The following is a 21,661-nucleotide window of genomic DNA, read 5'->3' as shown; positions in this document are numbered from 1 at the left end:
TAATATTTCATATCAACTACTATGAGTATCACACATCGAAACCCGAAGGAAAGGCTCGGATGACACTCGCGCAGTTCATCGACGTGCTCCGGCACCGCTGGATCTCCATCGCTGCGGTGCTGCTGCTCGCGACCGGACTCGCGGCGGCCTTCTCCGCGGTCCAGGCGCCGCAGTACCGTGCGACGAGCGAGGTGTTCGTGTCCGTGGCAGGCGGGGACTCGGTCACCGACCTCAGCCAGGCCAACACCTTCTCGGCCGCGCGCGTCAAGTCCTACGAGGCGCTCGCAGTCACGCCCCAGGTGCTCGGACAGGCCGCGAAGCAGCTCGGTCTGCCGGGTGGTGGCGGCCTCTCGCGGGTGGTGACGGCGGAGTCGAAGCGCGACACCGTGCTCATCTCGATCAGCGCCACCGACGGATCTCCGTCGCAAGCCGCCGCCATCGCGAACGCCGTCACGGCTCAGCTGGTGAAAGTGGTCGAACAGGTCGAGAACGAGGGGGCCGCCACCACCGGCCTCGTGCACCTCAGCGTCTTCCAGCCCGCGACAGCTCCGAGCACACCGTTCTCGCCCCGCTTGACCGTCAACATCGCGATCGGCGTGCTCGCCGGACTCGCCCTCGGCATCGCCCAAGCCGTCCTCCGCGAGGTCCTCGACACCCGCCTCCGCTCGTTCGAGGCACTGCGCCGGCTGACCCAGGCGAGCGTGCTGGGTGAGTTCGCACTCGACGACTCGGTCGTGAAGGAACCACTCGTCTCGTTCGGCAACCGCTACAGCACGCGAGCCGAGGCGTTCCGCCAGCTCCGGACCCACCTGACCTACACGAACCTCGACGGGGACGCGCAGAGCATCGTCGTCACCAGCGCGACGCCGGGCGAGGGGAAGTCCTCCACCGCCGTGAACCTCGCGCTCATGCTCGCCCAGAACGGATCCCGCGTCGTCCTCGTCGACGCCGACCTCCGACGCCCGACCACCGGCACCTACCTGGGCATCGAGAGCCGCGTCGGACTCTCCACGGTGCTCACCCGGCAGGTCGCCCTCGACGACACCATCCAACAGATCGGCGCGGACACGCCCCTCCACGTCCTCGCAGCGGGGCGGGTCCCCCCGAACCCCAGCGAACTCCTGAGCTCGAGCCGCATGGTCGACCTGGTCCGCGAACTCGAGTCCCGCTACGAGTACGTCATCGTCGACGCCCCTCCGATGCTCCCGGTGACCGACCCCGCTGTGCTGGGCGCGATCTGCAGCGGTGTCCTGCTCGTGGTGAGCGTGGACGGGCGGACCAGACGCGCCGACTTCACCGCTGCAGAACGGACCGTGACCCAGGTCGGCGCCCGCCTGCTCGGCCTCGTCGTCAACCGCCTGCCGGTGCAGCGCCGCGCGAAGACCTACTACAACTACGAGCCGTCGGCGCCGGTCAGCGAGAGCCCTCGTCGATCGTCGCGAGCTCGCCGCACCCCGGAGGACCACTGATGAAGCCGCCCGCACGCCGTTCACTCGTCTACCTCGGGTGGCAGGGCAACGCCAACTTCGGCGACGACCTGCTGTACGAGACCTGGCGCGCTGCACTCGACGACCCCCTCACGGTCCAGGCGCCGCTCAACGCACGCGACTACCTCCGATCGGCGCCACGATTCGGGCTCGACCGGCTCCGCACACTCGGCGCGGAACGGGTCGTCCTGCTCGGCGGTGGGACGTCCGTCGGGTTCGCGTCGTGGGCAGAGCACGCACGGCTGGCGATCCGCAACTTCGGCACGGACGGCCTGATCGGTGTGGGCCTCGGTGCCGCGTCGGCATCGGACACGTACTCCCTGGCGCGGCAGCGGCAACGCTGGGAGGCCTGGCGCACGCTCGAGCGGCTGCACATCGCCGGCGTTCGCGGTCCCCTCACCCAGGACGAGGTCTCCGCTCACCTGATGCCCGTCGACATCAGCGGTGACCCGGCGCTGCTCTACCCGCTCGTCCAGCACGTGCCCCGCCCCGCTCGAGCTGCTCCGCGGATCGGCGTGAGCCTCGGGTCCGATCCCCACTCCCGCTTCGACGTCGACACCGTCGCCGCGGCCGTCGACGAACACGCACGCGACCTCGGTGCCACCGAGGTGGTCGCGTTCGCCCTGTCGGCAGCCGACCAGGACGCCGCACGTCACCTGTCGGACCGCCTGACGACGTCGTCGGTCGTCCACGCCTACACGGACGTCGCGGCCACGATGGCCGCGATCGGCAGCTGCGACCTCGTGGTGTCGGAACGGCTGCACGGCGCGGTCGCCGCAGTGTCGCTCGGCATCGCGACGGTCCCGCTGTCCTACGCCTCGAAGTGCGACGACTTCTGGTCGAGCGTCACCGGTCGTGCCGCCCCCGTCACGGTGGGCCACTCGACGGACGACCTGGTCGACGCGATGCGTACGGCCGAACAGGAGCGTGTGGGCATCGCCGACCGGGTCGGCGAACTGCAGGACCGCTTGCAGCGGATCAGGGTCGAGCTGCTCGCCTGGAAGTCGGGGACGCGCTCGACGACGGACCTGCTGACGACGAGCACGGTGTCGGTGTGAGCGCCGTCGCAGGGGCCAGCCACCGCTTCCACCTGGTCATCTCGACGATCCGCTCGCCGGAACACATCGAGCGGTGCCTCGACTCGATCCGCCGAGCACGTGTGCCGGTCTTCGTGACCGTGGTCGAGCAGCGCCCGACGCCCGACGCGCTGCCGCTCCTCCGGGACCTGATCGAGGCCGGTCACGCAGAACACGTGCACGAGCCCGTCGTCCGTGGGGTCAGCCGCGGCCGGAACCGCGGGCTCGCCACGATCCGTGGGGACATCGTGGCGTTCCCCGACGACGACTGCTGGTTCGACGACGGTGTCCTCGAACTCCTGTCCGAGCGGATGGACGACCGGAACCTCGACGGAGCAGCCATCCCCTGCCGTGCGAGTGACGACAGTGGCACGATGCTCCGCTGGCGCCGACGGGCATGCCGGGTCACGAGCTGGCGGGTTCCCCGGACGATCGTCGCTGCAGGCATCTTCCTGCGACGCGACCTGCTCGAGAGGCACGGGCTCTTCGACGTCGCCCTCGGGACCGGTTCGGCGACGCCGTTCGGCTCCGGCGAGGAGAACGACCTCGTCATCCGAGCACTCCGTCGCGGTGCCCACATCGCCTACATGCCGGACGTGACCGTGCGGCACGGCGACTTCCGGCACGACGGCATGACGGACGAGACCCTGGCCAAGGTGCTGCGGTACAACCGGGGGTTCGGCCGGGTGCTCCGGAAGCACCGGCTCCGCGGCCAGGCGGCCTACTGGGTCACCCGGTCGATGGTGGCCGTCCTCGTGGCGCGGGCCAAGCGGGACCACGATGCGACCCGATTCCAGCAGGCGCAGCTCCGTGGCCGGTGGCAGGGGTGGCACGGCGCGGACGACCACGGCGCGCACCACGCGTTCGACCGGACCACGACGCCGCAGCACGGGTGACACGAGCGGCCCCGCAGCGCACCAGGTGCACCGCAGGGCCGCTCGGAGTCACTCGTCCCAGACGACGAACCGCGGGATCCACTTCGCGGACATGTCGAGCTTCCCTGCTGCGCCCCGCACGGTCTTCTCGGATCCCGTGGGTTCGACGATCCGGCCCGCTCCGCGGAGTGAGACGCGCACGGGCGTCGACAGGTGCTGCGCTTCCGACTGCCAGACGACACGGGCGTGGTGCTTGCCGTCCGGCGAGGTGAACCGCATGTGGCGGACCGGACCGATCCGGTGCTCCGCCACGAACCGCTTTCCGGAGAGGACCCGCTGCATGGTCGCCCAGGCCGCGGCGGAGGTCTTCGGCTCGTAGCCGCCGTCGGCGTTGCCGAGCAGCCCGAACGTCCGTGCGGTGCCGTTCGCCAGGGCGGGCTCGGCCATCTCGAACAGGAAGAGTCGCTCGACGCCGTACTGCGCGGCGATCGCGTAGGTGCGCAGGACGTAGGCGGTCTGGTCCTCCGGTCGGACCCACCCCGGTCCGGCGAATTGCGTCGGCCACCCGACCTCGGTGATCCAGATCGGCAAGGCGCTGCCGTCGGGGCGCGGGTACCGGTCGGCCGTCGTCCGGAGCCACGCGAGGGCGTCCTCGATGCAGGGGTTCGTCGGGACGCAGAGCTCGGGGCCCCACGGGTTGTTGTAGGGGTGGACGCTGACCGCGTCGACGTGGTCAGCGCCACCGAGGCGGAACCACTCGCCGATCCAGGCGCGCTCGTCGTCGGACACCGAGTTCTGGGTCGGCCCGACGATCGTCGCCGCCGGGTCGGTCGCACGGATGACCTGTGCGGTGACCCGTGCGAGCTCGATGTAGGCGGCGGGCGTCGCGGGCAGCGAACCGTGGTTGTTCGTCCACTCGTTCCAGACCTCGTAGGACAGATCGGTGTCCGGGTGCCGGTCCCGCATGTGGGACACGGTCTCCTTGACGTAGCGCTTCCAGGCGGCGGCCTGGGCGGGTTTGGAGACGTCCGGTGGTGCCATCGGGTCGTTCGTGTACGCGACGTTGCCGTAGTCGAGGACGAAGAGTGGGCTGACACCCATGTCACGCACGACCGGGTCGATGCGGGCGTCCGTCGCCGTGAAGTCGAACCGGCCGGCGACCTTCTCGACCGCGCTCCACTGCAGGTCCTGTCGGTAGCTGCCGGCACCGAGTGCGGCGAGTGACGGCAGCGCGCTCGCCACGGGGTTGACGCCGAGACCGAAGTACGGGTCGGAGCCGACCGGACCGGCGATGGTGCGCACGAACCGGGTCGACGCGGACGTCGACCCGGGCGTCTGCACGGTCAATCGGTAGGTGCCGGACGGGAGTGCGCTCGTGGGGTGCACCTCGACCGACCGGGTGCCGGCCCGGCCGCTCCCCGAGTCGACGATCGTTCCCGTGGTGTCGTTGATCCGCCAGGTGACGTCTGCCGCTCGCTCGACACCGGTGACCGTGAACCCGGGCTGCTCGTCGGGCCCGAAGAGACCGCTCCCACCGATGGGTCGGAGCGTCGGCGTCGTCGTGGCCGTCGGCGTGGTGCCGCGTGCGGACTGGGGCTGGGCGTGCTCGGACAGGATCGCCGCGAGCACGACGCCCGTGACGGCAGCGGCGGTGAGGCCACGGCGGCGTGTGGACGGAGGACGGGGAGCGGGGCGGCCAACGGATGGCCCGACGTGTTCCATCCGGCCATCATGGGCAGCACGGTCAGGTGCTGGCGAGCGATCGGAATGCACGGCACCCGCTATGCGATCGACTCGATCCTGGGCGATACACAACATGCGAACTGTTGGCGGACGGCGATCGTTCCCGCCCACAGTTGCTCGATGCCAGCCGAACGACCGACCTTCACCGGCGTCCAGGTGCTGCGGTTCGTCGCCGCGCTCCTCGTCGTGTTCTCGCACCTGCCGACGTACCTGCACGCCCGTCTCGGCACACCCCTGGTCGACATCCCCCTCGGCCAGGTCGGGGTGACGGTCTTCTTCGCGATCAGCGGGTTCGTCGCGGTGCTGGTGACACAGCGGACCCCGAGGCCGACCTGGCGCGAGTTCATCTCCCGTCGGCTGGTCCGTATCCTGCCGCTCGCGTGGGCGGTGATGACGATCAAGCTCGGCACACTGCTGGTGGCCCCGCAGGCCCTGGAACGCGCGGCCACGTCACCGACGTACATCGCGTTGTCCTACGTGTTCCTGCCCGGCCGCGGCCCGAACGGCGTGGTCGAGCCGTTCTACACCGTCACCTGGACGCTGTCGTTCGAGCTGCTGTTCTACGTGATCGTCACGATCGCGCTCGCCACCCGCTCCGACCCCCTCCGGCTGGCGTCCGTCGTCTTCGTCGGACTCGCGGTCGCCTCGGCGTTCCGAGGGCCGGACGGGTGGCCGGTCTGGCAGTTCCACGCGAACCGCATCGTCCTGTGCTTCCTGGTCGGCATGGTGATCGGCCGGTGGGCACTCGACCGCCGCACCCGGGTGGCACTGCTCCGGACCGCGGCGATCACCGCGATCTGGCTCGTGGTGGGCACCGTCGCGGGCGCGTCCGTGCCGAGCCTGCTGCTGTTGCCGCTCGCGGCCGCGGCGCTGGCGACGACGGTGGCAGGTGAGCCGCTCCTGCGTCGGTGCACCGGCACCGTCGGGCGGACGCTGGGCGATGCCTCGTACGCGTTGTACCTGACGCACCCGATCGTCGCACCGGCGACGGTGGCCGTGGTCGCCGCGGTCGTCTCCGGCCCCGCAGCGCCGATCGTCGCGGGCATCGCCGCACCGGTCGCCGCCGTGGCCGCCTCGGTCGTGGTGTGGTTCGCGGTCGACCGTCCGGTGATCCGGCGGCTCCAGCGGCGACGGACCACACCACCACGGACCCCGCGCACCGCGAGGCACCGGCTACCCGCCGGGTAGTGTCGTCCCGTGCGATGGAGTCGAGTGAACTGGCCCTCCGTTGGCTACGTCTCCCTCGAGGACTTCGACGGCCAGCGCGAACACGTGACCCGGTTGCTCGAGGACGCCCCGCCCACGGTCGCCGCGCTCCTGACGGTCAAGTGGACCGACTCGCGGATCGAACGCTGGGTCGTGGAGTCCGCCGACGCCGTCGTCGACCCGGACGCCGACGAGGACGACGTGACGACCCCCGTCGACCTGCCGGGACACGGTGTGCCCGACCCGGTCGTCGTGCACGCCGACATCGTGGTGCGCAACGACGAGGTCCTCGACACCCCGAGCGGCCTGTGGCGCCGCTGGAACCACGCCAGGGTGTCGCTCCGGCTCCGGGACGCCGTCATCGACCCGCCGGGTGTCGACGCCGCAGCACTGCTCGCCGGTGACGCCCACGTCGCCCGGGGCGAACTCGAGTACCTGAACGAGCACGACGCCTGGGAACTCCGTCTGCTGATCTCCCCCGTCGGCGAGGTCGCGATCCGGTTCCGGGGCGTCCGGGTGGCGATCCGGAGCGTCGCCGAAAGCGTGTACGCCGACCTCGAGGCGCGCCCGGCACGCGGCTGGCACGGCCCGGTGCCGGACGGCTGGGTCGAGTGGACGACCGAGGTGGTGCGGGCAGCGGCCTACGGCGACCTCGGCGGACTGCACCTGGCCGACGACGCGAGCGACGTCGACGACGTCGATCCCCGCTGGGGGTTCGCCCCACTGCACGCCGCCGCGTGGTTCGACCACCCCGAGATGCTCGAGGAACTCCTGCGCCGCGGCGCGACCCTGCAGCTGGAGGACACCGAGGGGCGGACGCCGCTGACGCTGGCGATCGACCGCGACGCACGACGGGCGGTCGACGTGCTGGTCGCAGCGGGCGCCGACCTGGAGGCCCGTGACGGCGACGGCAACACCCCGATCGTCCGCGCTGCGTGGGGCGGACACGCCGCGATCGTGCGCGCCCTCGCCACCGCGGGTGCGGACACCAGGGCGCGCGGGTCACGGGGCGCGACGCTGCTGATCGCGGCCGTCGATTCCGGCGACCTCGACACCGTCCGGGTCGTGCTGTCGCTCGACGTCGACCGGGACGCCGTCGACGACGAGGGCTCGAGCGCCGCGGACCGGGCGGAGCTGCTCCGCGAGACGGCCGTCGCCGACCTGCTCGCCGCCGCCTGAGCGCAGTCCGCACCACGGCCCGTGGGCCGAACCGTGCCTGACGTGACGAAGCGCGGCGGACGGGAGCAGGGCCTCCCGTCCGCCGCGCGCCTGCGGGGTCGACCGTCCTAGACGGTGACCGACTCGAGGGCGTTCGCCTGCGCGACCCGCCCGTACCAGCGGGCGGAGTCCTTCGGCGTGCGCTCGAAGGTCTCGCGGTCCCACGCGACCAACCCGAAGGTCGGGCGGAAGCCGGAGGCCCACTCGTAGTTGTCCAGGAGCGACCAGTGCTGGTAGCCGAGGACCTCGATGCCGTCCTCGATGCAGCGGTGGATGCCCTCGAGGGCGCCCTGCGTGTAGGCCTGCCGGCGGGAGTCGTCAGCGGTGGCGATGCCGTTCTCGGTGATCATCAGCGGGACGCCGCCGGAGAGCTCCCACGCGCTGCGGAGCCCGTCGGCCGAGGCCTCGGGGTAGAACTCCCAGCCGGTGAGGGTCGTCTCGACGTCGTCGGACACGGGCAGGGGCCCGTCCGGACCGATGAACGTGCGGGTGTAGGCCTGCACGCCCAGGAAGTCGTCGCCGGCGGCCTGCTCGAGGTACCAGTCGTCGCGCGGGTACCCGTACTCGCGGAGCATGGCGTCCGCCCCGGGCTCGCCGGAGGACTTGAAGGCCTGCGTCGCGATGGTCCACCCCGACTGGAGGCCCGACACCTGTGACAGGACCTCGCGCGACCGCTTGTGGCTGGCCAGCAGGGCGTCGGCGACCCCCAGGTCCGGGTTCGGCAGGCCGAACGCCACCAGGTTGGCCGCGTCCTCGCCGCCGGCGAGCATCGCCGCGATGTTCGGCTCGTTGATCGTGCAGACGTAGCGGACGCCGTCCTGCACCACGGGGAGCGCGGCCTCGGTGTAGCGGGCGAACAGGTCGGCGGCGTCGGGTGCCCGCCAGAAGCCGTCGCGTTCGAACCAGCGCGGCACGGTGAAGTGCATGAGGGTGACGATCGGCTCGATGCCGAACTCGTGGCAGGCATCGACCATGCGGCGGTAGTGGTCGACCTCGGCACGGCTGACGAACCCGCGCTCGGGCTCGATGCGGGCCCACTCGATGCTGAACCGGTAGGAGTTCAGCCCGAGCTCGGCCGCGATGCGGATGTCCTCGCGGTACCGGTGGTAGCTGTCCGCCGCGTCGCCCGAGGGCTCGACGATGGTGGTGTCCGGCTCGTGCTCGTGCACCCACCAGTTGCTGTTGACGTTGTTGCCCTCGATCTGGTGGGCGGCGGTGGCGGCACCCCAGAGGAAGCCGTCGGGGAACTGCAGCGTGGAGATGATGGTGCCTTTCAGTGCTGTGACAAGAATGCGTCGAAGACGGCGACCGTCCCGAGCGGGTTCTCGACCTGGGGGCCGTGGTAGCTCGCGGGGATGACGACGTACTCGGCGCCGGTCTGCTCGGCCATCGCCCGCTGCCACGGGATCGGCCAGGCGTTGTCCCACTCGCCGTGGGCGACGAGGACCGGCAGGCCCGTGGCGCGCAGGGCGTCGGAGGCGTCGGTGTGGTCCTCGAGGATGTGACCACCGGCGACGACGCTGAGCGGGCTCGTCGCGTCGAAGCGGTCGCGCACCATCCGGACGTCGTCGGGCAGCTCGTCGTCGGGCCGGTACGCCCAGAGCGGGTTCGTCGAGTCGAACAGCTGCCGGAGGTTCCCGCCGGTGTCGTGCAGGATCGTCAGCTCGGCGACCTTGCGGTACGGCCACCCGTGCGGACCGGAGCAGAACTGCACGACGTCGCGGAACGCCGTCGGGTCCTGGAGCGCGGCGGCCCGGACGATCACACCGCCGAGCGAGTGCCCGATCAAGTGCACGGGGGCACCGTCGTCGAGCAGGCGCGCGACCCGGACGACGTCGGCGGCTTCTTCGTCGAGGGAGTAGTCCCGCGGTTCGGTCGACGCTGCCGAGTCGGCCTGCCCACGCCGGCTGATCGCGACCGCGGTCCAGCCGGCGTCGCGGAGGACGGGCAGGAAGGTCCGCCAGTCCTCCTTCGAGCCGGTGTACCCGGGGACGATGAGCACGGTGCCCTTCGACACCCCCTCGGGCACGATCCGGTAGGCCGTGAGCCGCCCGACCGGGACGTCGATCCCGACGACGTCGACGCCGTCCGGGGTGGGCAGGTGCCCGAACGGCGGGACCGTCGGGAAGTCGTGCAGGTTCGTCATGCGCGCAGGGTCCTCCGCGGGTTGGGAACGGCGTCGAGGAGGGCGATCGTGTACGGGTCCTGCGGGTCCTGCAGCACCTGGGCCGTGTGACCCCGCTCGACCACGGCGCCCTCGTGGAGCACCATGATGTCGTCCGTGATGAGCCGCGCACTCAGCAGGTCGTGCGTGATGTAGAGGAGCGAGACACCCCACTGCTCGCGGAGGTCCTCGAGCAGCGCGAGCACACCGGCACGCAGCGTCACGTCGAGCATCGAGACCGGCTCGTCGGCGATGATCACCTGCGGGTCGCTCGCGAGCGCCCGGGCGATCACCACACGCTGCCGCTGCCCGCCGGAGAGCTGGTGCGGGAGCTTCTGGGCGAACTGCTCGACCGGGGTGAGGCCGACGGTCTCGAGCAGCTCGAGCACCCGGCGGCGGGCATCACGGCCGCGCAGCCCGGTGTAGTTCGCGATCGGCCGGGACAGCGTGTACTCGACCGTGTGCAGCGGGTTGAGCGCCGAGTACGGGTCCTGGAACACCATCTGGACCTCGGAGCGGAGGTCCCGCAGGCCGCGCTTGCCGAGGCGGGCGACGTCGAGGTCCCCGAACCGGACGGTGCCGGTGGTCGGTTTCTCGACGCCGGTGAGCAGCTTCGCGATGGTCGACTTGCCCGAACCGGACTGGCCGACCAGGGCGAGCGACTGTCCGGGCTCGAGGGTGAACGACACGTCGCGCACGGCCTGCACCGGCTGCTCACCGCGGCGGGGAGCCGGGTAGGTCTTCACGATGTGGTCGACGACGATCGGGTTGCGGGCGGCGCTGCGCTCGCGGGAGCCGACGGTGCTGAACGACGAGGTCGTCTGCTGCCGCTTCTCGCCGGCCTCGGCGCGGAGCGAGCGGTCCGGGAAGCCCGGCAGCGACACCACCTCGGCGCGGGGGTCGGCGTAGTGCGACAGGAGCATCTGCGTGTACTCGTCCTGCGGGTCGCGGAGGATCTCGCGGGAGCCGCCGTCCTCGACGATCCGGCCCTCGTGCATCACGAGGACGCGCTCGGTGGCCTCGAGGACGATGCCGAGGTCGTGGCTGATCAGGATCGCGGTGAAGCCCTCGGTGCGCTGCAGCTCGATGATGGTGTCCATCACGGCGTGCTGCACGAGGACGTCGAGCGCCGTCGTCGGCTCGTCGAACACCATGAGCTGCGGCTCGAGCGAGAGCGCCAGGGCGATGGAGACGCGCTGGCGCATGCCGCCGGAGAGCTCCCCGGGGAACCGGGCGAGCATCGACGTCGGCAGCTTCACCTTCTCGATGAGCTCCTTCATCCGGGCGTCCCAGCGGTCGCGCGACACGTGTCCGTGCGCCTTGAAGACGTCGATGAAGTGGTTCCGGATGGTGCGCACCGGGTTGAGCGCGTTCATGCCGGACTGCAGCACCATGGCGAAGCCGCCCTGCCGCTGCTGGCGCAGGGCTTCGTCGTCGAGGTCGCGGATGTCCTTGCCCGCGAAGACGATGCTGCCGCCGTTCGTGCGCGCCGGGGGCTTCTGCAGCCGGGTCAGCGCGTAACCGAGCGTCGACTTGCCGGAACCGGACTCGCCGACCAGGCCGACGAACTCGCCCTTCTTCAGCTGGAACGACACGTGGTCGACGGCTTGGACGGCCGTCTGGCCGGCCGATTCGTAGACGACCGACAGGTCGCGGACGTCGAGCAGGACGGAGGCGTCGCGTTGGTCGCGACGGGCGTCGGACCGGAGGCCCGTGGCGGCGCCGGTGGGCGCCTCCAGGCCGTCTGCCGGGTGCGTTTCTGGCAAGCCGCTCATGCGCGCTTCTCCTTACGGGGCCGTGCGCCGTCGCGCAGCCGCGGGTTGGACACGGCGTCGACGCCGAAGTTGATCAGGGTGAGGCTCATCGCGAGCAGCGCGATGCAGAGACCCGGCGCGAAGAGCAGGATCCACTGCCCGGTGAGGAGCGCGTTCGAGTTCTGCGCCCAGTACAGGATCGTGCCCCAGCTGACGATCGACGAGTCGCCGAGTCCGAGGAACTCGAGGCCCGCCTCGGCGAGGATGGCACTGGTGGCGGCCCCGAAGAAGCTGCCGACGATGAGGCTCGTCATGTTCGGCAGGATCTCGCGGAACACGATGCGGGTCGCGCCCTCACCGGAGAACTGGGCGGCGGTGACGAAGTCCCGGCCGCGCAGCGACTGCGTCTGCGAGCGGAGCACGCGAGCGCCCCACGCCCAACCGGTCACGACGATGACCGCGATGATCACCGCGATGCCGCCGTTCTGCAGGTAGGCGGCGATGACGATCATCAGGGGCAGACCCGGGATGACGAGGAACAGGTTCACGATGAACCCGATGACCTCGGCGACCCAGCCGCGGACGTAGCCCCAGCTGAGGCCGATCGCGACGGCGACGAGCGTGGACAGGATGCCCGCGACCGCGCCGACCATGACCGAGATGCGGGCGCCGTAGATGATCTGGGACAGGACGTCCTCGCCGGCGGCGGTGGTGCCCATCCAGTGGTCGGGCGTCGCGTCGGCGGACCGGGCGAAGCCGTTCTGGCTGGCACCGTACGGGGCCAGGAGCGGGGCGAAGATCGCGACGAACACGAAGACGCCGAGGATGATGATGCCGATCCGGGCCTTTTTGTTCGACCAGACGACGCCGAACTGGCGGGCGGCGGCGCGCCACTTGGACGGCGCTGCTTGTTCTTCCGTGTCTTGCGTTCGCACGGCGATGGTTGCGTTGTTGGTCATCGACGCGTCCTCGGGTCCAGGACGCCGTACATGACGTCCACGATGAAGTTGGCGATGAGCACCGACACGGTGATCATCAGGAAGAGGGCCTGCATGAGCGGGTAGTCCTGCCCGATGACGGCGTTGAACAGCAGGTAGCCGATGCCCGGGTAGCCGAAGACCTGCTCGACCAGGACGGAACCGCCGACCACGCCACCGAGCGCCAGACCGAACCCGGTCAGGTTCGGCAGGATCGCGTTGCGGGCCGCGTAGCGGATGGCGACGGTGCGTCCGCGCAGGCCGTTGGCCTCGGCGAAGGTCACGTAGTCGTCACCGAGGGTGTTGATCATCGCGTTGCGCATGCCGATGATCCAGCCGCCGAGGCTCGTCACCAGGATCGTGACCGCCGGCAGCACCGCGTGCTGCAGGGCGTCGCCGAAGAAGGCGCCGTTGAGCCCGGGCGTCGTCGTCGCCGAGTAGGCGCCCGTGGTCGGGAACCAGTGCAGCACGTAGCCGAGGAAGAACAGCAGCAGCAGGGCGGTCCAGAAGTACGGGAACGTCGACATGAAGCTGCCCGACAGGGTGGGCAGTGAGTCGAGCCAGGTGCCGCGCTTCCACGCCGCCGCGACACCGATCAGGGTGCCGAGGACGAAGGCCAGGATCGTGACGACCCCGACGAGGATCAGCGTGTACGGCAGGGCCTTTGACACGAGGTCACCGACGGGCTGCGGGTAGAACGTGTAGCTGGTGCCGAAGTCGAGGGTGATGACCTGGTGCAGGTAGCTGACGTACTGGTCCCAGAGGTTGCCGGTCGGCACCCCGAGCTGGGCCTCGATGGCCTTCTTGGTGGCGTCGGTGACCGGGCCGTTCTGGCTGAGCTTCGCGAGTGCGGCGTCGGCCGGGCTGCCGGGCATCAGGCGCGGGAGCACGAAGTTCAGCGTGACCGCGGCCCAGAGGGTCAGGACGAAGAGGACGAGTTTCTGGAGGATGTACTTCACTTCTGGTCCTCCTGCTGCGCGGCGTTCTGCTCCTGCAGGATCTGCTTGCCGGCGGCGCTGTCGCGGAGCCGGAGCTTGGTGAAGATGAGCAGCGGTGCCGAGTCGTAGTTCTGCGGTGCCATGTAGGGGTCCTTCGCGCTCGGCCAGCCGACGAACTTGCCGGTGTTGAACAGGCCCCAGAGCCCGCCGTAGTACATGCCGATGACGGGGAGCTCGTCGTAGACGGTCTGCTGCAGCTGGTCGAGGATCTCCTGCTGCTTCGCGGTGTCCGTCGTCGCCTTGTACTCGTCGAGGAGCTTCTGGGTGTCGGCGTTCTTGTACCGCTCGTAGTTGTTGACCGTCGACTTGCCGACGGGCTGGTAGAACTCGCTGCTGAGCAGGGAGTTGAACGCCTGGTAGACGTCACCGTTGCCCATGCCGCCCATCGCCATGTCGAACGTGCCGTTGTTGATGTTCTGCTGGTACCCGGCGGGCTGCGGCGCCTGGATCGTCACCTTGATGCCGATGGCCGTCAGCTCGCGGCGGACCTCCTGCGCGGCGCGGAGCCAGTCGGAGTAGCCGTTCGCGGTCATGATCGTGATGGCGAGCTGCTTGCCGTCCTTGACGACCTTGCCGCCCTGCACGGTGTAGCCGGACTTCTCGAGGCTGGCGAGCGCCGCCTTCGTGTCCTGCGTGATCATGCCCTTGTCGGGGATGTCCGGGTTGAGGTAGCGCTCCTGGTTCGGCAGGATCAGGCCGGTCTGGCCCGCCGCCGACAGGTTGCCCTCGGAGGCGGTCTCGGCGATGGCGTCGCGGTCCAGCGCGAGCGAGATGCCCCGGCGGACGTTGACGTCGTTGTACGGCGCCTTCGTGAGGTTCGGGATGAGGCCGATCACACCGCCGGCCGGGAACCACCACTCGTTCGTCTTCGACGCGGCGCCCCAGGTGCCCTTGACGTCGGAGATGAACGAGTACGCCCAGTCGTAGCCGCGGGTGACGGTGTCGAGCTGCGTGTTCGTCGCCGGCAGGATGAGGTGCTTGATGGCGATCTTGTCGGCCTGCCAGTACTTCGGGTTCTTGTTCATCGAGTACTGCTGGTCGGTGTAGTTGCCGAGGACGAACGGCCCGGTGCCGACCGGGTTCGGGTCGCGCCAGGTGGTCGGGTCCTTCACGCCGCCCCAGTGGTCCTCGCCGAGGATGTACGTCTGCCCGATGATCGTCAGGCTCGGGACGTCCTCGCTCTTGAGGTGGAAGACGACGTGGTCGCCGTCCTGCTCGATGCTCTTGATGTGCTGCCAGGCGCCCTTGACGTCCATGGCGGGGAACTTCTTGAGCAGGTCGAAGGTGAAGACGACGTCCTTCGCGCTGAACGGCGACCCGTCGGACCACTCGACACCCGAGCGGATCGTCATGTCGATCGTCTTCGCGTCGGGCTGGCTCCACGCGCTGGCGAGCCACGGGTTGCGCTTGCCGTCGAGGGGGTTCACCTCGATGAGGGGCTCGTACATCCACTTGGAGGCCGTGCGGGCGTTCGCGATGTACGGGTTGAAGTTGCGGTCGAACAGCGGGTTGCCGCGGTCCGCGTTGATGAGCATCGTGTCCTTGCCGATGGTGGGATCGGGTTCGGATCGGACCTGGATGCTGCAGCCGGTGGCCACGAGGGCCACTGCGGCGAGGCCGGCGATGGCCGCGACGAGGCGGCCTCGACGGCGGGGGCCTGGGTCACGCGTGCCGCGCGTGCGCTGTGGGGGAAGCGTCATTGCTCGGTCGACCTCCATGTCGATTCGGTACGTGCTCAATGTATGCGCTTACATCGCGGCGTGCAACTGCGGGTGTTGTTTCGCGGGGCGGCACGGTGCGAGGTGTCGGCGGCGCGGGACGTCGCACGGTGCGAGGGGCGTCGCGCGTGGTGCGAGGTTGCGTCCGTGGTGCGAGGTCGCGAGGCTCGCACCGAACACGGAACCTCGCACCACACGCCCCTCGCACGGTGCGGCCTCGCGACGGCACGCACGCCTACAGCGCGGGCGGGCAGCTCTCGCGCAGCAGCACCTCGACGGGCAGGCGCACGGCGCGCGGCGGCCCCTCGCGGCGTTCGAGCCGGTCGACGATGGCCAGGACGGCAGCACGGCCGAGCGCCCCCATCGGCTGATGCACCGTCGTCAGGCGCGGCGACGAGAACCGACCGGCGTCGATGCCGTCGAACCCGGTCACGACGAGGTCCTCGGGCACGCGGAGCCCCCGGGCAGCGGCGGCGTCGAGCACCCCGAGCGCGGACTGGTCGTTCGAGCAGACGACGGCGCGCGGGACGTCGTCGGCCAGCAGTGACACCGCGAGCTCCCGCGCCCGGGCCCGCCCGAAGTCGCCGTGCACGGTGCGCACCGTCGAGGCCGGCACCCCGTGGTCGGCCAGCGCCGCGCGGAACCCTGCCGAGCGCTCCATGTCGTCGGGCGAGTCGATCGGCCCCGCCACGTACGCGAGGGACCGGATCCCCAGGCGCCCGATCACGTGCGACGCCAGGGTCCGCATGCCCGCGGCGTTGTCCACGCTCACCGAGTCGAACCCGTGCGAGCGCCGGTCGTCGGCGAGCACCACGACGGGGATGCGGCGGGCGACGTGCTCGAGCAGGTCGTCGGGCACGGTCTGCGCCAGCACGGCGAGCCCGTCGACCCGGCCGGCGACGTCGTTCACGATCACGTCGCGCGACGAACCCCGCCCGGCGGCGACCATGAGCGCGAGCCCCCGCTGCCAGGCCTCGGTCTCGGCACCGCGCAGGACCTCGTCGAAGTACAGGTTGGACGAGAACGGCTGCGTCACGTGGCGCCGGTCGTCGACCACGCGGACGCCGCCGTCGGTGACCAGGTCCGGCCGCTCGTCGGGCACCACGTCGAACCCGGGCAGCAGCAGTCCGACGACGCCGGTGCGCTTGCCGGCGAGGGCGCGGGCGTTGCCGGACGGGACGTAGCCGAGGCTCCGGATCGCCGCCTGCACGCGGTCCCGAGTGCCCTCGCGGACGGCGTCGGGTGTGCGGAGCACGCGCGAGACGGTGGCGATGGAGACGCCGGCCGCAGAGGCGACGTCGTAGACCGTGGGAGGTGCGGTGCGCTGGTCGGCCAACCCGTGCCTCCCCTTCGACGTCCGCTGGTGCCGCGCCTCGCGCTGTGCGGCCGGACCATCCTAGGCATGCCGTGTGCCGGGAGTTCTCCACACGGCGCCGGAAACGCTTGCGGGACAGCGGGGGTCGCGCGACACTGTTCCGACCTCAGTACGTCCCGTGAGGAAGCGCACCAGCGGGCCGCGTGCCCGCACCGATCAGGTTGCCCACACACAGGGGAAGGACACGACATGTCACAGTCGACACGTTCCGGGAGCAAGCTCGCACTCCGCGCGAGCCACGACGAGGCCGAGGTGCGCGACGCGCTGCTCGAACGAACGGATTCGATCCGCACGTTCGACGACCTCGACGCACCGCACGAGACGACGGACCTGCGCTAGCGGCTCGCGCCCGGCCTCCCCCCGGACACGGCCAGGAGGCCCGGGCAGCGCCCGCAGACCGCTCACGTCCGCGGGCACTCAGCGCTCGGTCGCGCCCACGATCGTCATGCCTGCCCCGCGCAGGCGTCGGCGCTCCTGCGCGATCCAGCTGAGGAGCCGGTCGTTCGTGCCGGCGACGTGCGCGGCGACGAGGTCCGCTGCGCGGTCCGCGTCGCCGTCGCGCACGGCGTCGATGATGGCGCTGTGCTCGTCCCACGCGGCGTCGCGCGCCTCGGGCGTGCGGACCTCGATCCAGCGCGTGCGCTCGAGCCGCGTCAGGGCGTCGGCGATCGCGTCGGTGACGAACCGGTTGCCACCGAGCGCGGCGAGGTCGAGGTGGAACGTCGACCCCATGCGGATGCCGGCCTGCTGGTCGGGGGTGGGCTGGAGCGCGTCGAGGTGCCCGCGGACCTCGGCCAGCTGCTCGGGGGTGGCGCGCTGGACGGCCAACCGGACGGCAGCGGGCTCGAGGATGCCGCGGAGTTCGGCGAGCGAGGCGATCTCGTCGAGGTCGATCGGGGTGACCGTCCACGAGCGGCCCTCGTGCAGGATGAGTCCCTCGCGCTCGAGCCGCGACAGTGCGGCGCGGACCGGCGTGCGCGAGGCGTGGAACCGTGCCTCGAGCCCGCGCTCCGAGATGCGCTCCCCAGGTGCGATGTCGAGGGTCAGGATGGCTGCGCGCAGGTTGTCGTAGAGCTGGGCCGTCTGCGACACGGGCGCGGCGTCGGTCGTGTCGGTCACGGCGGACAAGCCTAGCGGCGTGACGGCGGGAATGGTATACCGTTCTGGTATACCAATCCGTTCCGCGATGGAACGACGACGAACGGCCGACACGACCCATGCCCACGACCGACGCCCCGCAGCGATCCACCACGACGCCGCCGGTCTCCGCCCGCGCCTGGACGATGCTCGCCCTCGGGGTCGCGGCCCAGGCGGCGGGGACGCTCGTCGTGTCCGCGCCGGCGCTCCTCATCCCCCACCTGCTCAGCCGCGGCACGTCCCTGCCGGCCGCCGGGCTGCTCGCCGCCGCCCCGACCTTCGGCATGGTGCTGACGCTCATCGCCTGGGGTGCGATCACCGACCGGTTCGGCGAGCGCGTCGTCATCGCCGGCGGACTCGTGCTCACCACGCTGGCGGTGGTCGGCGCCTGGCTGGCCGCGGGCGACCCGGTGCTGCTCGGGTTGGCGTTCCTGGCCGGCGGGATGACGAGCGCCTCGACGAACGCCGCGAGCGGCCGGGTCGTGGTGGGGTGGTTCCCGAAGGAGCGCCGGGGTCTCGCGATGGGCATCCGGCAGATGTCGCAGCCGCTCGGGGTGACACTCGCGGCGGTCACGGTGCCGCAGCTCGCCGAGGGCTCCGGGATCCGCACGGCCCTGGTCCTGCCGATCGTGCTGTGCGCGGTGCTCGCAGTCTGCTGCGCGATCGGGATCACCGACCCGCCACGCCCTGCCCGGGCCACGGTGGCGACGACGGCGACCGCGAACCCCTACCGCTCGAGCGGCTTCCTGTGGCGGGTGCACGCGGTGTCGGTCCTGCTCGTGGTGCCGCAGTTCACCCTGTCGACGTACGGGCTCGTCTGGCTCGTCGGCCTCGGCTGGTCGACACCGGCGGCCGGGCTGCTCGTCGGCGCCGCGCAGTTCGTCGGGGCGATCGGCCGGATCCTGGTCGGTGGCTGGAGCGACCGGGCCGGATCGCGCGTCGGCCCCCTGCGCATCGTCGCGGTGAGCGCCGCGGTGGTGATGGCGGTGCTCGCGGTCGTCGACGCGACGCACCTGGCCGGGGCTGCGGTGTTCCTGGTGCTCGCGACGAGCGTGACGGTCGCCGACAACGGGCTGGCGTACACGTCGGTCGCCGAGGCGGCGGGGCCGTTCTGGTCCGGCCGGGCGCTCGGGGCGCAGAACACCGGGCAGTTCATCGCGGCGAGCGCCGTCGGTCCGGGCATCGGGGCGCTGGTCGGTGCGCTCGGGTTCGCGGCGTCGTTCGGCATCGTGGCGGTGCTCCCGCTGTTGGCGGTCCCGCTGGTGCCCCGACGCGACCGTTCGCACGACTGACCGTCCGCAGGACTGACTGCGAACGGCCCCGTCGGTCCGCTCCGCCCGTCGCGCCCGTCACCCCTGTTCGTGGTCCGCACGCTCGGGGTCGTCCTGGGATTCCCGGCGGCGGTCATGCATGAGCTCCTTCGTCCGGAGCAGGCGCAGGGCCGTCACGAGCACCAGCCCCCCGAGGACGTTGAACAGCAGCGTGTAGCCGAACCAGCCGAGCCACTGCCCGTAGGTGATGTCCGCGCCCGACTGGATCGCCCCGAAGACGAGCAGCGAGTCGAGGATCGAGTGGAAGAGCTGCAGCCCGGCGAGCAGGAAGCCTCCGGCGACGGCGGCGACGAGCTTCGCGGGGTCCGAGTCGGTGCCCTGCTGCATCCGCGTCATCAGGGTGATGGTGCTGCCGCCCAGGACCGCCAGCACGATGCTCTGCAGTCCGAACGGCGCGTCGACGTAGTGGTGCGCCGACTCCGAGAGCGTGGCGTGCCACTGCGGGAACGCCTGGACGACGAGCCACATGAACACCCATCCCCCGGCCAGGTTCGCCACGAGGGTGCCGCCCCACAGTCGCACGAGCTGCAGCACGGTCCCCTCGCGTGCGACCACGGCCGCGACCGGCATCAGGAAGTTCTCGGTGAAGAGTTCGCTGTGCGCCAGGTGCAGCGCGATGAACCCGATGCCGAAGGCCAGCCCGGCGAGCAGGTGGCTGTCGGTCTCGGTGAGCACCGCGAGGTACGCCATCACCCCGAGACCGACCTCGAGGCCGCCGAAGAACCCCGTGACGAGGACGGCCCGGGTCGTCCGTTGCAGCCGCTCCGCGCCCTCCTCGATGGTCGCGTCGAAGGACTCCGCGAGTTCGTCCTCCACGGGTGCGTCACTGGTGCCGAGTTCACGTCGGCGGTCGTCGGTCATGGCCGGGACGCTATACGCGGCCGTCGTGGCGGCCCGCAGGATCGCGCCGAGACGGACGGGAGGCCCGGTACCAGCTGGCACCGGGCCTCCCGTCCGTCGTCCGGTCACCGCTCAGGCGGCCGGCACCGCCGGTCCCACCGGCCACCGCAGCAACGCCGCGGCGGGCGCGCCGTTCGGGAGCGACGCGGCGTTCACGAGCAGCAGCTCCGCGTCGGTGAGGGCGACCGCCCGGACGATCGCGCACACGGCCGGGACCGGTCCGATGACCGGTGCACCCGCCGCCTGCTCGGGTGCCGTGGCGATCCACGGCACCGCTCCCAGCGCGAGCAGGGTGCGGTCGCCGATCGCGGCGGCGTCGATCGCGACGACCGAGGCCTGCGCCTGCTGCAGCGCTTCGACGACGGACCCGAGGCCGGTGACCGTCTGGTTGTCCCCGCGGCCGACGTGCGCGCGGAGCAGGTCCTCGAAGTCGTGCCGACGGGTCGCGATGACCCGGGCGAGCGCGATGTCGACGTGCTCGACGAGCGCGGTCTCCGACGCATCCGAAGCCCGGGTGTCGACCGGGACCTCGGAGACGACGGCGCGCGCCTCGGTGGACAACTGGTCGAGCAGGAGCCCCCGTGCGCGGATGTCCCCCGCGACCACGATGAGCTTCGGCTGCAGCCGCCGGAAGGCCTCGTCGACGGACGTGGCGACCTCGTTCTGGTTGTCGCGCCAGATCTCCTCGGTGTGGTGCTGCCACCGCAGGTGCGACCAGCCGCCGCCCTGGAACTTGTGGAGCGTGTCGGTGCGGCCCTGCACGCGCTGCTCGTCGCGACGGTCCGGCACGTCGGCGTGGCCCAGACGGTAGGCGCGGTAGCCACCGCCCTCGCGGCCGACCTCGACGATCAGGAACGGCAGGTCGAGCGGCCGGTGCGCCAGGAGCGGCAGCAGGTCGGGCACGGGGTCGTGGCCGATCGACGTCGGGGCGTGCATCGCCCCGGGCAGGACCTCACTGAGCACGATTTCGCCGTCGTGCACGAGCACGTACCGGCTGACGGGCGCCGGCACCCCGGGCGTCTCCTCGAGTTCGGCCATCACCGTGTCGATGACCTCGGCGTCCGCCCCGGCCGACCGCAGCACGTCCTCGGCCTTCCGGCGCTGCAGGGCGGCGAGGTGCTGCGGGTCCTCACGGTCACCGGACGCGTCGACGTAGGCCCACGTCCACGTGCCCCCGCGCTTCAGGCGTTCGGCGATGCCGGACTGCAGGTGCGGCGCGTCATTCTGTGGCAGAGCCATCGGTGCTGCCCTCCCCGGTCTCGGTGCGGTACACGGTCGCGTCGGCTCCGTCGCCGTCGCCGGTCGGCAGCGGGTCGGCACGGTCGGCGTCGTCCTCGGGGAGCACGTCGGTGGTGTCGTCCTGCAGCTCGCCCTCGAGCTCGCCGTCGTAGCCCGACGCCGCGAGGGTCTCCGGGCCGTCGGTGTCGTCGGGGACCGGCTCGGACTGCCGGAACTCCTCGACGTGGGCGTTGCTGCCGTGCCCCTGGACGATGCTCTGCGCCTCGTGCGCGAGCTGCTCGTCGAGTTCGGGGCGATGGGTGGTGTTCCCGCGTTCGGTCATCGCTTCTCCTCCCGGTCGTGCCACCGGCGGCCTTCGCCGTCCGGGGCGTCGGTGTCTGCTCTGTGACCCCACCGTCCGCGCCCGGGCCTGGGGCCGTTCCAAGGTGCGCCGGGAACGCGCAGTGTCGGTACGGTCACGAAA

The 21,661-nt window shown here is 71.1% G+C and carries 19 protein-coding genes; 7 read left to right on the top strand and 12 right to left on the bottom strand.

The annotated features are described in order from the left end of the window. Nucleotides 1–59: 59 nt before the first annotated feature. Genes BIU91_RS08005 through BIU91_RS07995 form a run of 3 tightly spaced genes read left to right on the top strand, consistent with a single transcriptional unit; the run spans nt 60 to nt 3,459 of the window. On the top strand, nt 60–1,469 hold the full coding sequence (locus BIU91_RS08005) for a polysaccharide biosynthesis tyrosine autokinase (protein ID WP_071404958.1): 1,410 nt from the start codon (nt 60–62) through the stop codon (nt 1,467–1,469). After that, complete coding sequence (locus BIU91_RS08000; RefSeq protein ID WP_071404957.1) at nt 1,469–2,545, top strand: polysaccharide pyruvyl transferase family protein; 1,077 nt, start codon at nt 1,469–1,471, stop codon at nt 2,543–2,545. Before BIU91_RS08005 ends, BIU91_RS08000 begins: the two co-directional genes overlap by 1 nt. Beyond that, on the top strand, nt 2,542–3,459 hold the full coding sequence (locus tag BIU91_RS07995; RefSeq protein WP_071404956.1) for a glycosyltransferase: 918 nt from the start codon (nt 2,542–2,544) through the stop codon (nt 3,457–3,459). Before BIU91_RS08000 ends, BIU91_RS07995 begins: the two co-directional genes overlap by 4 nt. A gap of 48 nt (nt 3,460–3,507) precedes the next feature. Here BIU91_RS07995 and BIU91_RS07990 read toward each other — a convergent pair whose 3' ends face one another. After that, complete coding sequence (locus BIU91_RS07990; RefSeq protein WP_171907799.1) at nt 3,508–5,160, bottom strand: glycosyl hydrolase; 1,653 nt, start codon at nt 5,158–5,160, stop codon at nt 3,508–3,510. 141 nt (nt 5,161–5,301) lie between these two features. On the opposite strand from BIU91_RS07990, the gene BIU91_RS07985 reads away from it, so the two are divergent. Both BIU91_RS07985 and BIU91_RS07980 read left to right on the top strand, forming a co-directional pair. Beyond that, entirely contained in the window at nt 5,302–6,369 is a 1,068-nt protein-coding gene (locus BIU91_RS07985) for an acyltransferase (protein WP_071404954.1), read from the top strand. Nucleotides 6,370–6,378: 9 nt separating this feature from the next. Next, entirely contained in the window at nt 6,379–7,566 is a 1,188-nt protein-coding gene (locus BIU91_RS07980) for an ankyrin repeat domain-containing protein (protein WP_139196534.1), read from the top strand. 107 nt (nt 7,567–7,673) lie between these two features. Here BIU91_RS07980 and BIU91_RS07975 read toward each other — a convergent pair whose 3' ends face one another. From BIU91_RS07975 to BIU91_RS07945, 7 genes are all read right to left on the bottom strand, one after another. After that, nucleotides 7,674–8,858: a family 1 glycosylhydrolase gene (locus BIU91_RS07975; RefSeq protein WP_216099658.1), complete on the bottom strand. Its 1,185-nt coding sequence runs from the start codon at nt 8,856–8,858 to the stop codon at nt 7,674–7,676. A gap of 20 nt (nt 8,859–8,878) precedes the next feature. Continuing rightward, complete coding sequence (locus BIU91_RS07970; protein WP_071404952.1) at nt 8,879–9,751, bottom strand: alpha/beta fold hydrolase; 873 nt, start codon at nt 9,749–9,751, stop codon at nt 8,879–8,881. Continuing rightward, the gene (locus tag BIU91_RS07965; protein ID WP_084740848.1) at nt 9,748–11,544 is read right to left on the bottom strand and encodes an ABC transporter ATP-binding protein; all 1,797 of its coding nucleotides are present in this window, start codon (nt 11,542–11,544) and stop codon (nt 9,748–9,750) included. Before BIU91_RS07965 ends, BIU91_RS07970 begins: the two co-directional genes overlap by 4 nt. Further along, complete coding sequence (locus BIU91_RS07960) at nt 11,541–12,482, bottom strand: ABC transporter permease (protein WP_071404951.1); 942 nt, start codon at nt 12,480–12,482, stop codon at nt 11,541–11,543. The genes BIU91_RS07965 and BIU91_RS07960 overlap by 4 nt, the downstream gene beginning before the upstream one ends. After that, nucleotides 12,479–13,459 (bottom strand): ABC transporter permease, encoded by a 981-nt coding sequence (locus BIU91_RS07955; protein ID WP_017886395.1) that lies wholly within the window; start codon nt 13,457–13,459, stop codon nt 12,479–12,481. The genes BIU91_RS07960 and BIU91_RS07955 overlap by 4 nt, the downstream gene beginning before the upstream one ends. After that, nucleotides 13,456–15,198, bottom strand: a complete 1,743-nt coding sequence (locus tag BIU91_RS07950) for an ABC transporter substrate-binding protein (RefSeq protein WP_246521061.1) — start codon at nt 15,196–15,198, stop codon at nt 13,456–13,458. Before BIU91_RS07950 ends, BIU91_RS07955 begins: the two co-directional genes overlap by 4 nt. A gap of 253 nt (nt 15,199–15,451) precedes the next feature. Next, nucleotides 15,452–16,552, bottom strand: a complete 1,101-nt coding sequence (locus BIU91_RS07945; protein ID WP_071246163.1) for a LacI family DNA-binding transcriptional regulator — start codon at nt 16,550–16,552, stop codon at nt 15,452–15,454. Between the two features lie 228 nt (nt 16,553–16,780). Between BIU91_RS07945 and BIU91_RS18875 the strand changes: the two genes are divergently transcribed. Next, a complete protein-coding gene (locus BIU91_RS18875; RefSeq protein WP_171907798.1) occupies nt 16,781–16,930 on the top strand; it encodes a hypothetical protein in 150 nt (49 codons plus the stop codon). Between the two features lie 78 nt (nt 16,931–17,008). On the opposite strand, the gene BIU91_RS07940 is transcribed toward BIU91_RS18875, so the two are convergent. After that, nucleotides 17,009–17,710 (bottom strand): GntR family transcriptional regulator, encoded by a 702-nt coding sequence (locus BIU91_RS07940; protein ID WP_239001395.1) that lies wholly within the window; start codon nt 17,708–17,710, stop codon nt 17,009–17,011. Nucleotides 17,711–17,808: 98 nt separating this feature from the next. On the opposite strand from BIU91_RS07940, the gene BIU91_RS07935 reads away from it, so the two are divergent. Beyond that, nucleotides 17,809–19,020: an MFS transporter gene (locus BIU91_RS07935; protein WP_071404949.1), complete on the top strand. Its 1,212-nt coding sequence runs from the start codon at nt 17,809–17,811 to the stop codon at nt 19,018–19,020. A gap of 57 nt (nt 19,021–19,077) precedes the next feature. Here BIU91_RS07935 and BIU91_RS07930 read toward each other — a convergent pair whose 3' ends face one another. The 3 genes from BIU91_RS07930 to BIU91_RS07920 all read right to left on the bottom strand — a co-directional run bounded on the left by BIU91_RS07930 (nt 19,078) and on the right by BIU91_RS07920 (nt 21,520). Next, a complete protein-coding gene (locus BIU91_RS07930) occupies nt 19,078–19,920 on the bottom strand; it encodes a formate/nitrite transporter family protein (RefSeq protein WP_071404948.1) in 843 nt (280 codons plus the stop codon). Between the two features lie 111 nt (nt 19,921–20,031). Further along, entirely contained in the window at nt 20,032–21,198 is a 1,167-nt protein-coding gene (locus BIU91_RS07925; protein WP_071404947.1) for a Vms1/Ankzf1 family peptidyl-tRNA hydrolase, read from the bottom strand. Then, complete coding sequence (locus tag BIU91_RS07920) at nt 21,179–21,520, bottom strand: hypothetical protein (protein WP_071404946.1); 342 nt, start codon at nt 21,518–21,520, stop codon at nt 21,179–21,181. The genes BIU91_RS07925 and BIU91_RS07920 overlap by 20 nt, the downstream gene beginning before the upstream one ends. Nucleotides 21,521–21,661: the final 141 nt, after the last annotated feature.

It is taken from the genome of Curtobacterium sp. MMLR14_002 (assembly GCF_001864975.1).
Classification (GTDB): Bacteria; Actinomycetota; Actinomycetes; order Actinomycetales; family Microbacteriaceae; genus Curtobacterium; species Curtobacterium flaccumfaciens.
Note: the sequence above shows the minus strand (reverse complement) of the source record. Positions and strands in the feature narration are given on the sequence as shown.